Source organism: Chlamydiales bacterium (assembly GCA_041395025.1).
Classification (GTDB): Bacteria; Chlamydiota; Chlamydiia; order Chlamydiales; family JAAKFR01; genus JAJACP01.
The window spans coordinates 98,402-111,850 of record JAWLBH010000001.1; the positions used below are offsets into that span (position 1 = coordinate 98,402).

At 35.7% G+C, this 13,449-nt stretch carries 14 protein-coding genes; 6 read left to right on the plus strand and 8 right to left on the minus strand.

The genetic code is table 11. The features are described 5' to 3' along the window. Positions 1–67: 67 nt before the first annotated feature. From R3E91_00390 to R3E91_00400, 3 genes are all read right to left on the minus strand, one after another. The gene (locus R3E91_00390; protein ID MEZ5314664.1) at positions 68–895 is read right to left on the minus strand and encodes a nucleotidyl transferase AbiEii/AbiGii toxin family protein; all 828 of its coding nucleotides are present in this window, start codon (positions 893–895) and stop codon (positions 68–70) included. Then, on the minus strand, positions 892–1,494 hold the full coding sequence (locus R3E91_00395; protein MEZ5314665.1) for a type IV toxin-antitoxin system AbiEi family antitoxin domain-containing protein: 603 nt from the start codon (positions 1,492–1,494) through the stop codon (positions 892–894). Before R3E91_00395 ends, R3E91_00390 begins: the two co-directional genes overlap by 4 nt. Before the next feature lie 194 nt (positions 1,495–1,688). After that, positions 1,689–1,919, minus strand: coding sequence for a hypothetical protein (locus R3E91_00400; GenBank protein ID MEZ5314666.1), 231 nt, complete (start codon positions 1,917–1,919; stop codon positions 1,689–1,691). A 178-nt stretch (positions 1,920–2,097) separates the two neighbouring features. Between R3E91_00400 and R3E91_00405 the strand changes: the two genes are divergently transcribed. After that, a complete protein-coding gene (locus tag R3E91_00405) occupies positions 2,098–2,571 on the plus strand; it encodes a hypothetical protein (GenBank protein MEZ5314667.1) in 474 nt (157 codons plus the stop codon). Here the strand turns inward: R3E91_00405 and glk are convergent. Genes glk through R3E91_00425 form a run of 4 tightly spaced genes read right to left on the minus strand, consistent with a single transcriptional unit; the run spans position 2,568 to position 7,368 of the window. Further along, entirely contained in the window at positions 2,568–3,560 is a 993-nt protein-coding gene (gene glk, locus R3E91_00410) for a glucokinase (protein MEZ5314668.1), read from the minus strand. The two genes, R3E91_00405 and glk, sit on opposite strands and share 4 nt — an antisense overlap. After that, complete coding sequence (locus R3E91_00415; GenBank protein ID MEZ5314669.1) at positions 3,557–4,528, minus strand: membrane dipeptidase; 972 nt, start codon at positions 4,526–4,528, stop codon at positions 3,557–3,559. Before R3E91_00415 ends, glk begins: the two co-directional genes overlap by 4 nt. Next, positions 4,525–6,465: an aconitate hydratase gene (locus tag R3E91_00420; protein ID MEZ5314670.1), complete on the minus strand. Its 1,941-nt coding sequence runs from the start codon at positions 6,463–6,465 to the stop codon at positions 4,525–4,527. The genes R3E91_00415 and R3E91_00420 overlap by 4 nt, the downstream gene beginning before the upstream one ends. A gap of 42 nt (positions 6,466–6,507) precedes the next feature. Continuing rightward, the gene (locus R3E91_00425; GenBank protein MEZ5314671.1) at positions 6,508–7,368 is read right to left on the minus strand and encodes an L-threonylcarbamoyladenylate synthase; all 861 of its coding nucleotides are present in this window, start codon (positions 7,366–7,368) and stop codon (positions 6,508–6,510) included. Positions 7,369–7,494: 126 nt separating this feature from the next. Between R3E91_00425 and R3E91_00430 the strand changes: the two genes are divergently transcribed. Further along, on the plus strand, positions 7,495–7,992 hold the full coding sequence (locus R3E91_00430) for a DoxX family protein (GenBank protein ID MEZ5314672.1): 498 nt from the start codon (positions 7,495–7,497) through the stop codon (positions 7,990–7,992). A 29-nt stretch (positions 7,993–8,021) separates the two neighbouring features. Here the strand turns inward: R3E91_00430 and R3E91_00435 are convergent, their stop codons facing one another. After that, complete coding sequence (locus R3E91_00435; GenBank protein ID MEZ5314673.1) at positions 8,022–8,648, minus strand: hypothetical protein; 627 nt, start codon at positions 8,646–8,648, stop codon at positions 8,022–8,024. A gap of 151 nt (positions 8,649–8,799) precedes the next feature. Here R3E91_00435 and kdsB point away from each other — a divergent pair, with 151 nt between their 5' ends. From kdsB to zwf, 4 genes are all read left to right on the plus strand, one after another. Then, positions 8,800–9,552 carry a 3-deoxy-manno-octulosonate cytidylyltransferase gene (gene kdsB, locus R3E91_00440; protein MEZ5314674.1) on the plus strand — a complete coding sequence of 251 codons (753 nt, stop codon included), beginning with the start codon at positions 8,800–8,802 and terminating at the stop codon, positions 9,550–9,552. Beyond that, positions 9,531–11,132 carry a CTP synthase gene (locus R3E91_00445; protein MEZ5314675.1) on the plus strand — a complete coding sequence of 534 codons (1,602 nt, stop codon included), beginning with the start codon at positions 9,531–9,533 and terminating at the stop codon, positions 11,130–11,132. The genes kdsB and R3E91_00445 overlap by 22 nt, the downstream gene beginning before the upstream one ends. Further along, positions 11,107–11,520, plus strand: coding sequence for a Holliday junction resolvase RuvX (ruvX, locus tag R3E91_00450; protein ID MEZ5314676.1), 414 nt, complete (start codon positions 11,107–11,109; stop codon positions 11,518–11,520). The genes R3E91_00445 and ruvX overlap by 26 nt, the downstream gene beginning before the upstream one ends. 326 nt (positions 11,521–11,846) lie before the next feature. Beyond that, positions 11,847–13,448 (plus strand): glucose-6-phosphate dehydrogenase, encoded by a 1,602-nt coding sequence (gene zwf, locus R3E91_00455; GenBank protein MEZ5314677.1) that lies wholly within the window; start codon positions 11,847–11,849, stop codon positions 13,446–13,448. Position 13,449: the final 1 nt, after the last annotated feature.

Sequence of the window (13,449 nt, forward strand, 5' to 3'; positions counted from 1 at the left end):
ATTGGAAGAAATACAATCCAAAGGTTAATTTTCCCAAAAATAAAGAAAAAAAGCATAGTTGTAATTGCTAAGGCTGAAATTTTTCCTCGTAAGTCATATAGACCCATTGCGTTGCCATCGATGCGTTCGTATTTATGACAATCGAGTCGCCTGAGTTCATAGAAGCAGGAACCGATGGCACGACGACTGAGGCTGGCAGCTTCTTGAGGGGAGTCTTTCTATGATGGAAAACAAGCTCGACCGCTTTTTTCGCTAAAGCGCTGTCTAAAACATCCAAACGGACCAAAGAGTAAAGATCATGGAAATCCTTCATTCTGGTATTGCCTCCTCCTCGGAAAACAATTGTTTCAAGCTTCTCTGCGAAAATGAATTCCTTTGGATAGCAATGCAAAGAAATTCGGCTTTCAAAGAGCAGGCCTTTCGAAGTGGCTGTCAAATCTATCGGATACTCGATCGGCTCGACGCGGTCTCCGAATCCCAAATCCATGCGGATGACCGTTTTTGTGGCCCCGAATAGCGCCTGCAAGGTGATCTCAGCCCCTGTGTATGCAAGCTGCGAGTGGTCGAGAATTTTGATTTTAGCCACTTCGAAAGAAAAGCTGTCATCGGCATCGACATCGCAAATCGCTTGCAGAACTGATCTTAAAGACTGTTCGGTGTTCGACAGCTTTTGAATAAAGAAATCAAGATCCTGCGTTTCTCTTCCAAGATGAATGTACTTCGCCAGAAGCGTTCCTCCTTTTAAGATGAATTTTTCTTTGTATGAAGACTTTGCTAAGCGCGTAAGAAATCTCTCCAGGATCAGATTCCTCCAAAGTTCTGCAAAGGTGGTTTCACGCTCCTTCGCCAATGCTTTGATTTTTTCTTTGATTGATTGTTCAATTGCAGATTTCATAATGTAAATGCCGATATATAAGGGGTTAAGTCAACTCTAAGCTTCTTTGCATACTTGAGGAGCTTGTCGATGTCTGGTTTTCTATCCTTGCTTGCTTTCAAATAAGCTTGCAGAGCCTTCAAAGCGGTTTCCTTGTCTAGATAGCGGAAAGAATCTACAACGGTCCTTTCCCGATCAAAGATCTTGATCTTTCTGCTGCCGATTTTGACGGTTGTCTGGCCGAAAGAAATATTCCGCATCCGGACAATGCGGGCGTTTTCTCTTGAAGGCGAGGTGGTGGCGTGCGGAATGGCGATCCAAAACTCCCTCATGATTTCATCCGTCAGCCCGTAATAGCAAAGGGCGGAGATAAGGCAGATGACGCCATTCGGAATGCTTAAAGCGGTTATTGCCAAATCCTCCCATTCAAATGCCGAATGGAAATCAATGTCCTTGATTTTATACATCCCCCGGCTGACTTTCTCGATCTGTCCTTTTTGGCAGAAATAAGCCAGCATGCGGGGAGGGATTCCAGCCTCCCTGCCTTCCGCGGAGGAGAAAACCGCCTTCTTAGAAAGCGCCCTGAAAGCTTCTGAATACTTTGATCTTATCATACCCATAATGTAACAGAAAAACCCATTAAGCGCAACTGGGTTTTTCTATTACATTTTCATCTCGGAAAACATCTAATAAATCCTTTGAAATAAGATCTTTATATCATAAGGTCATTAAAGCGTTCAGGTCATAGGCCGACTCATTCAATTGCAGCAGCCTTGTCCGCGCCCTCCGAAAGCTTGACGGCAAACCGCTTAAGCTATTTTGCAGGAGACAAAGGAGCCGGCGCAGGAAGCGCTGGATCCTTATTGATGACCTCGACGGAAATCTTAACGTCGGTGTCTTTTTGAAACGCCTCTTTGTCTACAGTCAGGCTGATTGCTTCCTGCGTCTCGATATCCTCGATAGCCGTAAAAAGCCCGGGAAGCATTTGAGAGCATCCTGATAAAACCAAAGACAAAATGGAAAGAGAGATTAAATGATAAAGCATAAAGCCCCCATGTTAAGTTCTGACAATCCATTCAATGGGTACTTGAGTCAAATAGGGGCTTTAAGAGTGCTTGAGAGTAGTTAATTCAACGTCTGATAATTTATCTTATGTTGTGATTTCATGTAAATATTTATATCCAACTTGACATAGAATTTTATTTCTATTAAGATCGCTACTTATGATTCATTCTATTGCCTCTTCTTCTAGCTTCCTTCCTAGGAATTCTTCTAGCTTCCTTCCTAGGAATTGGGAGGAAATCAAACGAAATTTTTTATTCATGAAATTCCTAACCAAAATTACATTTGTTGTAATCTCAATTCTTGCTCTTTCTGGATCAGTTTCTCTTTCTACACTTTCCTATTCAATGATTGCCCTATCGTGTCTTAACACCATGATACAAATGTCCAATAATGGATCAAAAGTTGAATTGATATTTTCAATTGGATTGATATCAATAGGGTTTTTAGGTTTGTATAATATTCTATCTATCAAATTTTTGGCTATATCATGTATGGTAATCGCAGGTGAGGTACTTATTGCCTCAGCTCTCCTAAGTGTTGTCACTCTTGGTATTCTTGGTGTATTGATTTACATGGCTGGTTTATTCTGTTATCGCTTTATAAAAGGACTAAGACAAAGAAACAGTATTTAATTTTTTTTTGAATGAAGCAAGCAATAATAAGCAGCCCCTTTTAAACTAGCTTTATCATCTAAAATAATTTGGACTGGGACTTCTTTTAACAATTGACGAAAACGCCCTTTATTGAGAAATGCCTCATAGAAGATCCTTTCTTTTAGCTTAGGTAGGATTTTAGGAGGAATGCCTCCTCCAAGATAAACACCTCCTATAGCCATATACTTTAAAACAGAATTACTACATTCCGCTCCAAGTATTGAAACAAATAAATCGAGAGTTTTTTCACAAAGTATAGATTTTTTTTCTAAAGCATGGATCGTAATTATTTCAGCTGGATCCCCTTTTTGGATCTTTTCAGATAACCAAAGAGGCTCATTAAGACATATTTTATCACGAAAAAAATGATAAATATTGAGTAAACCAGGTCCAGATAGGATACGCTCATAGGATATATGATTAAAATGATCATAGAGATAAGACAAAAAGTCCATTTGTAATTGATTACAAGGAGCAAAATCACAATGCCCACCTTCACTTGCAAATGGGTAATAGGATTTTCCATCCCAATATAATCCAGCTTCTCCTAAACCTGTCCCTGGAGAGACAATACAACGATTTCCTTCGGGATGTATTACTTTAGAGTGAATTTGTAAAATACTATCAGTAGGTAAGATTTGAATCGAATAGGCATTTGCTTCTAAATCATTAATGAGATAGACATTTGGAATATTTAATTCATTAACAAGAGCTTTGGTATCAATAATCCAAGGTAGATTTGTAGCATAGCATTTTTTCTCTTCAATAGGACCTGCAACAGCGAAACAAGCTGCTTCTATTTTAAAATTTTCTTTTGTATTATTTAAATAATCTCGAATAATGAGATTTAAATTTTCATATTTCTGACTAGAAAATGTTGCAAGGTTTATACCTTCATATTCAAGGAGGGGTTGTTTAAAAAAAGCAAGGTTTACTTTTGTGCCCCCAACATCACCAGCTAAAATCATCGATTTATCCGTGATAAAAAATTTCTAAAATTTATATGAGCAATTTTTTCAATCTCTTGTTTTGTAAACACTCTACTTAAATAGTCAATCAGTTTTGGATAAGAAGCTGAATTATCAAAAGATGAGTAAAAAGATGTTGGAAGTTTCTTATCGAAATCGCCCTCGTAGAAAAAATCAGCTCCAAAACAAAGAGTATCTAATCCACCTATGGAAATAGCGTGAGAAACTTGCTTAATAAAATCATCAGGAAATGTTTTTCCTATAAAATCTTTTACAAAATTCAAACCAATTAAACCTTTTCGACGAATAATCTCCTTTGCAATTTCATCAGGTAAATTACGTGGGTGATTAGCAATGAATCTGAAATTGGAATGGCTAGCAATAGGAAGAATGTCTAAGTTTTTAGCATCTAAATATTCGAGAATATCATATGCAAGCCGATCTGATGTATGACTTAAATCAATCGCAATTTTCTTACCACTAAGATATTCTAACAAAAGTGCCCCATCACGCTTTAAGCCAGTTTTTGAGTTATTCCCTCCACCAAACCGATTTTCATCATTCCATGTCAAACTAATATAGAGAATTGGTCCAATAGTTTTAGAATACTCATCTAAACGCAAAAAAGTCTGTTCCAGATCTTCATCTTCCTCACATAAACCAGATGCATTTTCAATTCCCGCAACAATATAGATCTTATTATTTGATTTAGAGATTTCAAAAGCTTTTAGATGTTCAATAGATCTAGGATAAAGATTAGGTAAATAATAAAAAATTTCGATTTCTTTTTTAGCTAAATCTACCGACTGTTTCTTAGTCATAGTAAAAATAGCTAAAGTCTGAAGTAGAACGTGACCTTTAGAAAGCTGTTGAAGAGAACAGCGTGATTCATCATTTTCAGCAACTCTTTTTTTATTTTGTGCTAAGTAGTATAGCAAGTCACAATGAAAATCAATGATAGGAATCATCTATTACCTAGCTTACGATAACGTCCAATCATTCCTCCTGCTAAAACACTTTGAACCTCACGCTGACTCATATCGTGCTTCACAAAAAAGACATAGTTTTGAGTTAGATTTTTTACAGTGACTTGATTGCCTCTTTGAATCTCCTGATGAATATCAGGAAAAGAGCATAGATCCTCTTGATGAATCCTTTCCCAGTCCCCTGATTCACAAAATATTAAAGGAACAATACCAAAATTGCATAAATTTGCTCGATGAATGCGAGCAAAACTTTGTACTATAACAGCTTTTACTCCTAAATAACGCGGTGCAAGTGCAGCATGTTCTCGACTCGATCCTTGACCATAATTTTTCCCTCCAACAATAAAATGTCCAGAATCCTGATATACTTTTGCTCGATCCGAATAAGTTTCATCAATTTGGTCAAAAACAAATTGACTAATTGCTGGAATATTACTTCGAAAAGGAAGAACTTTTGAACCTGCTGGCATAATTTCATCAGTCGATATGTTATCTTTAACTTTAATTAAAACGGGGCCTTGAAGCTTGATAGGAAGCTCATGAAAATTAGGCAATGGTTGAATATTTTTTCCTTTATCAAGTGGAGTTTCTCTGCCATCTAAACGAGGGGGAAAAACTGCTTCAGCATCAATAAGAAGTTGATCAGGTTCAGCAACAACTGGGTATTCAATTTCAAGTTTTCGCGGGTCAGTAATTTTTCCTGTAATAGCAGCTGCTGCAGCAGTTTCTGGGCTACAGAGATAGACAGAATCTTCTTTTGTTCCCGAGCGACCTGGGAAATTTCGAGGAACAGTCCGCAAGGAAGGTCTCCCATTTGCAGGGGCTTGTCCCATACCAATGCACCCATTACATCCAGCTTGATGAATGCGAGCACCTGAGAAAATCAGTTTTTCTAGATGACCGTTGCGTGCAAGATTTTCTAAAATTTGTCGTGAAGTTGGATTGATATCAAAAGATACTTGATTATGTGCTTTTTTCCCCTCCATAATTTCAGCAACAATTGCGAAGTCTCGATAACCAGGATTCGCTGAAGAACCTACCATCACCTGATAAACATCTTTTCCTTCAACTTGGCTCACGGGTACCACATTTCCAGGGCTACTAGGGCAAGCAATCAATGGCTCTAATTCAGAAAGATTAATTTCTTCATGTAAATCATAAGAGCAATCTTTATCTGGAAGAATTTCTATCCACTGGCTTTCACGACGCTGACTACGCATAAAGCGGTATATCGCTTTATCAGAAGGGAAAACAGTTGTTGAGGCACCTAGTTCTGCACCCATATTTGCAATCACATGTCTATCCATCGCTGAAAGACAATCTAATCCAGGTCCATAATATTCGATAATCTTTCCCACCCCTCCTGTGACATCATGACGACGTAGCATTTCTAAAATTACATCCTTTGCACTCACCCAATTAGGTAGTTTACCAATAAGTTTAACTCCCCATATTTTTGGCATCTGAATATGAAACACCTCTCCTGCAATTGCAAATGCCACCTCAAGTCCACCAGCACCTATGGCTAACATCCCCATACAACCAGCAGCACAAGTATGGCTATCTGATCCAAGCAATGTTTTTCCTGGAATACCAAAACGCTCCATGTGAATAGGATGACTGACTCCATTTCCAGCTCGACTATAATGAATACCAAAACGCTGACAGGCACTTCTCAAAAATAAATGATCTTCAGCATTTCTGAAATCATTTTGAAGAGTATTATGGTCAATATATTGAACAGAAACTTCAGTTTTAGCAGTAGTGATGTTCATGGCTTCGAGTTCTAACATCACCATTGTGCCTGTTGCATCTTGCATTAAGGTTTGGTCTATTTTTAAGCCGATCTCTTCTCCTACTTTCATCTCCCCTTCTATAAGGTGATTTTTAATCAATTTCTGCGCAACATTCAAACCCATTCTTATCCTCCTTACGAAAAGCAGAAGGTAGCAAAATATACATTATTCTGCAGCACGAAATAACCTATTAAAAAGAGCAGCATTCGCCTTAACTGCAGGACTACAATAAATAATAATCTCTTCAATTCCTTTTTTATCTGCTTCACGTAAAACAGCATACAACTCTTCTGGTTTAATCGATTCAAGGAATAGTTGTTTAGAGGAACAGGAAATAGATGGATATGTTTCAGTAAGATGTATTTTGGCTTGAGGAGCATAGTGTTTATATTTCATACCGGGAGCAAGAGGTTTGCTTGTTTTTTCATATACCGTCAATACTTTTTGTCCGATGACCGCTTCAATTTCCTCTTTGGAGATATTACCTGGTCTTAAAATAGTCGGTGGATCAAATGCAAGAATTGTTGACTCAATTCCTTGAGGAGATGCTCCTCCTTCCAGGACCATAATTTTATCTCCAAAATCATCACGAACATGTTCTGCGGTTGTACTACTGGGACGTCCAGATAAATTCGCTGAAGGAGCTACAAGAGGCTCTCCTACAGTTTCTATTAATTCTAATGCCAAGGGATGAGAGGGCATGCGTATTCCAATCTTATCTAATCCTGCTGAAGCAGCATCAGGAACATATTTTTTTTTCGGAAGAATCAATGTCAAAGGACCTGGCCAAAAATGAGCAGCTAATTTTTCAGGAAAATCATCAACTACCCTATCTATTTGATCAAAACTTGATATATGAACAATAAGAGGATTATCTTGTGGGCGCTTTTTTATCTCAAAAATTCTTTGGATAGCTTTAGGAGAAAATAGGCGAGCTCCAAGTCCATAGACAGTTTCTGTTGGAAAAGCAACAAGTTGATCTTCTAGCAATAAAGCAGCTGCTTGTTTAATGAATTCAATAGACAAAATATAGAAATATAGTAAATTAACAACAGTGGTTATTAGATTAACAAATCTCTCATTTTTTCTTAAGAAGAAGAGAGAATTCTTCTATCTTTTGGGATAAAATTACAATAAATATATCTAAAGTCTATGGGAAAAAAAACTAAAAAAATATGGTTTAAACATCTTTATTATGGAATCATTCAAGCAGAAAATTTTCTTGGTCATTTGTTATTGTTTATTATCCGCTTCTACTGGGGCGGTTTACTAACATTAATGGGATTTGGAAAATTCACAAATCCTGTGATATTTGCAGATTTTCTTAGTTTATTTTCTATTCCAGCTCCTCTATTTATTGCTTATCTTATTGCAAGTTTCGAGATCATTGGAGGAATTTCTTTATTTATTGGTTGCTTTAGTCGAATTTCTGCTATTTTTATGATCTTTCTCTTTATTGGAATATATCTTGTTGCCTATCAAGAGGCCCTAATGACAATCTTTTCTAATCCAAGCCTTTTTATTCACGAAGAACCATTCCTTTATCTTTATTCTACACTAATTATATGCTGTTTTGGCCCTGGCTTTATTTCGATCGATTATTGGATCGAAAAAAAGCCAGGAAAGATAAAATCAATCAATCAATCCTAAGTCTTTTAAATTTTAATTATTGAATATCTTCAGAAATTCACTTCTCCATTTCTTTGTCCGTTCAATTTTTGCTGTTCTGGATTTACTAAATTGAATGACTCAATAAAATGCATGCAATCATTCTTTACATCAATAGTGTTTTTATAAACAGTAAATACTTGATAAAGAGTATTGTGCACTAAAATTAGCATGCCTTGAAAATACACGTCTTCATTTTCTACTAAAAACTCAAGTGATTTATACCCCTGCAGTTCTGACATTTTTATATTAAGTATTTCAGAGCCAGGAAGAGCTGAGAGCATTCCAGTAAACCCATCTTGCAAATTCACTTCAGGCTTTGACATATCGACTTGAACCGGATAGTGCCAAACAGAAATGACATAAACAATATTTTCGTTTGGCTCACTTAGATAAGTATCATAGCTAATTTTCAAATCAGTATTTGGAACATCGATTGTTTGTTCAACATGTTCAGGTTTTTTCGGTAAATTAACCGAAAAACCATCTTTTTTTGAATCAAACTTTACCCACTCTTCCTTTAAAGATTCATTTTTGAGATCATTAATTGGAATTAGATGAGCTCCTTGAAGAGGAGATGAAAAAAATAATCCAAGCACAAATATAGCTAATAACAACTTGTTTAAAAAAATACTCATATTAATCCTTAGAATATGATTTTTATTATATAAATAATTCTACTTTAAAAAGTTTTTTAAAAAAATACTTTTATTAAAAATAAAAACTCTTCTCCTTGCGATGAATAATATTTTTATATAAAATACTTTCTTCACAAAAAAAAGGAAGTATATGACTAGTAATCAAGTAGTTGGAATAATTCCTGCACGATGGAATAGTACTCGATTTCCAGGCAAACCTCTGATTGATATTTTAGGAAAATCTTTAATTAAAAGAACTTATGAAAAGGCGTTAAAAAGTAGTCGACTTAACAGTTTGCTTGTAGCCACTGATGATCATAGAATTTATGACCATGTAAAAGATTTTGGAGGGAATGTCTGTATGACTTCTATATCTTGTCCTACAGGGACGGATAGAGTAAGCGAAGCTATTAAAATATCTCAGTCTAATCCTTCCATTGTTGTAAGCATTCAAGGAGATGAGCCTTGTTTCGATCCTACAACTATTGATACTCTTATCGAACAAATGCAAAAAACTGATGATGCTGTGGTAACTACGCCAGTTACGAAAATTACTAATCCGCATGACATCTTGAATTCAGGAATAGTGAAATGTGTGTTTGACTACTTAAATCGAGCACTTTATTTTAGTCGAGCACCAATTCCTTTCTCAGTAAAATCGAGAACAGTCGATAACTATTATCGTCATATTGGGATTTATTGTTTTAGAGGCTCTTTTCTAGAGCACTATGTGAAGATAAAAAATTCTCGTCTTCAAAACATTGAGGATTTAGAGCAACTAAAAATTCTTGAAATGGGACACCAAATTTATGTTTCAATAGTTAAAGACCAGGGAATTGGAGTTGATACCCCGAAAGACTTAAAAAGGATTAAAGAAATTTTATGCGCAAATATATCTTTATAACAGGTGGTGTTGTTTCCTCTTTAGGGAAAGGTTTAACACTGGCTTCAATTGCTATGCTTTTAGAGAAAAAAGGTCTTCAAATTGCTATGCTTAAACTAGACCCCTATCTTAATGTTGACCCAGGCACCATGAATCCTTTTGAGCATGGTGAAGTCTATGTCACAGATGATGGGACGGAAGCTGATCTTGATTTGGGCCACTACTACCGTTATACTAATGCTTTACTTTCACGTGATTCGACTGCAACCACCGGGCAGATTTATGACACAGTGATCAAACAAGAAAGACAGGGGGACTATCTTGGTAGAACAGTTCAAGTGATTCCTCATATTACAGAAGAAATCAAAAAACGTATTAAAAATTGCGGACAAGTCGCTGGTGCTCAAGTTGTACTTATAGAAATTGGAGGCACAGTTGGAGATATTGAATCTCTGCCTTTTCTAGAAGCAATAAGACAATTTCGGTATGATTATCAAAATGATTGTCTTAATATTCATATGACTTATGTCCCCTATCTTAAAGCAGCTGGAGAAGTAAAAACTAAACCAACTCAACATTCAGTTCAAACACTCCGTGGTATTGGAATTTTACCGGATCTTATTCTCTGTCGTTGTGAAAATCCACTTTCATCCGAAATTAAAGAAAAAATCAGTTTGTTCTGTAATATTCCTTATGGAGCAGTTTTTGACGAAGTAGATGTAAAAAACACTATCTATGAAGTTCCTATTATGCTTCATAAACAAGGAGTTACAGAAATTATATGTCGGAAGCTAAACTTAGAATCCCCTAAAATCGATCTTTGTGATTGGGAAAAAATTATTAAAAAAGTCAAAAAAACAAAAGAAACTCTCACTGTAGGCATCGTTGGTAAATATTTACAGCATCAAGATGCCTATAAATCTCTTTTTGAAGCACTTCATCATGCAGCAATCGCAGTGGAATATAATTTAAAAATCCAAACAATTGAAGCAGATAGAATTACTGAATTTGAAGGATGTGATGGTTATCTTGTCCCTGGTGGGTTTGGTCCGAGGGGTTGGGAAGGAAAAATCTTGGCTGCAAAATACTGTCGAGAGAAAAACATTCCCTTTTTTGGAATTTGTTTTGGTATGCAAGTTCTTGTTGTTGAATTTGCTCGTCATGTTCTTGGGTTAATTGAAGCAAATTCAGTTGAAATAGACCCCTTGACAAAAGATCCTATTATTTCTCTATTAAATGAACAGAAGACTAAAGACCATTTAGGAGGGACGATGCGTTTGGGATCCTACCCATGCTCTCTTAAAGAAGGATCAAAAACCTATCAGGCTTATGGAGAAAAAAAAATCTTCGAAAGACATCGTCATCGTTATGAATTTAATAATCAGTATAAAAACCTAGCGGAAAAACATGGTCTACTTGTTTCTGGAATTTTTGAAAAAGAAAATCTTTGCGAAGCTGTTGAAATTCAAAATCACCCATGGATGATTGGTGTTCAATTTCATCCAGAATTCAAATCTCGACCAACAAAACCTCATCCTTTATTTCTAGATTTTATGAAATCAATGATTAAGTATCATGAAAAAACGCATAGTAAGCATTGACTATGGCCTCAAACGCATTGGATTAGCAATTTCAGATGAAAATCAAATTATTGCTATGCCAATTGGCCTGATTCTCGCGACTAGTGATATTAGAGAAACCATTGATAGGATCTTAGAAAAATTGAAGAGCTATGAAATCGAAAAATTTTTAGTTGGTTACCCCCTTCATCTCAATGGTAAAAGTAGCACCTTAACTGATCAAGTGAATCTTTTTATCGTTTTACTTAAAGAAGTAGTTAATTCTCCGGTTACCAGAATAGATGAGCGCTTATCAACTCTACAGGCAGAGCGTTTGATGAAAGACAGAGGGATGAGTCGGAAAAAAAGAGTCAAAATCATAGATGCCATGTCTGCTGCTGTCTTACTTCAAAGTCATCTGGGGTATTAGTAAGAACAATTTTTTCATTTATATCTATATTGATATATAGCTTTACTCTTTATATAATTGGTTAAGCGATCAAAATCAATGACGAGGAAAGTGAATTCTTTCTTTTCTTTCAAAAAGAAAAATAAATAAAAAGATCTGTTTTTAGTATGGATTATTTTTATTAGTTTAAATTTCTTATTCAATTAGGTTGCTCATATCAAAAAATAAAGAGCTTTTAAGGGTTGAATAAAAAAATATTATATTTAAATGCATTTTTTTTTATATGGTGATGAATAGTAAACGAAAAAGATTTTATCACTATCATCATTAGGGATTTCTAGGTAATTATGGCAAAAGATTCTTCAATTATTTCACAAACGAGACCTCTCTTATTTAATCAAAATAAAGAGTTAATATTTACAAATCCTTTATTATCAGAAACAAAATCTGAAAGGATTATTGATCCCTGTATTATAGTGATTTTTGGTGCAACGGGTGATTTAACAGCTCGCAAACTTTTCCCTGCCCTTTATAATCTTAAAAGAGAAGGACAACTTCCTATGCACTTTGCATGTGTAGGTTTTGCTAGAAGAAAAAAGAGCAACGAAACATTTCGTAAAGAGATGCACGATGCAGTAAGCCAATTCTCACGTGTCAAACCATTGGATGAAGACCTGTGGTCTTCATTTATGAATCAGATTTTTTATCTTACATCTAATTTTGACGAAGAGGCTGGATACGAATCATTAAGTCAACTACTTCTGCATCTTGATAAAAAATTAGGAACACAAGGAAATCGTGTTTTTTATCTCTCTACTCAACCAAGTTTTTTTCCAAAAATCATTAAAAATTTGAGCCTCCATCGCTTAATTTATGATTCTAATAAAGAAAAGGAAAAGTTCTCTCGCGTCATTATTGAAAAACCATTTGGTCATGACTATAAATCAGGTATTGCACTTCAAGAGTTTATTCTAAACCATTTAGTAGAAGATCAAATCTATCGTATTGATCATTATCTTGGAAAAGAAACTGTACAAAATATCCTAGTGTTTCGATTTGCTAATTCTATTTTCGAAGCTCTTTGGAATAATCATTATATTGATCATGTTCAAATTACCGTCGCTGAAGAAATTGGAATTGGATCGCGTGGAGCATTTTATGAAGAAGCGGGAATTTTAAGAGATATTGTACAAAACCATCTCATGCAGTTAATTTGTTTAACAGCAATGGAACCTCCTGCTGTTCTCAGTACAGAAGCAATTAGAGATGAAAAAGTAAAAATATTGAAGGCTCTACGTCCTATTGACATGAATAATTTTAACAACTATGTCGTTCGTGGACAATATGGGTCAGGTTATATCAATGGTATTTGTGCTCCAGGATACCGCGAAGAAAATAATGTCAGTCCTAAATCTCATATTGAAACTTATGTGGCTTTGAAACTTTATATCGATAATTGGCGATGGGGAGGAGTGCCTTTTTACCTAAGAGCAGGAAAAAGATTACCAAAACGTACAACTGAAATTGCTGTGAATTTTAAAAAGGTACCAAGAATTCTTTTCTCACAGGAAGGATCAATAAATACTAATAATGTCTTAATTATTCGTATTCAGCCTAATGAAGGAATTGCTCTTAGGATAAATTGCAAAGTGCCTGGACCAAGCAGCCCAATTCAACCAGTAAAAATGGATTTTCGCTACGGCTCTTATTTTGGTTTAACCCCTCCTGAAGCATACGAACGCTTGATTTGTGACTGTATGCTAGGAGATGGTACCCTTTTTGCAAGGGGAGATGAAGTCCTTACGTCATGGAAATGGATCACTCCTATACTTGAAAGATGGAGCGAAAATCCACCGACAGATTTTCCAAATTATCCATCAGGATCTTGGGGGCCAAAAGAATCTGATGAGATGATGACACATGATGGTCATAGGTGGAGATTGATCTAAT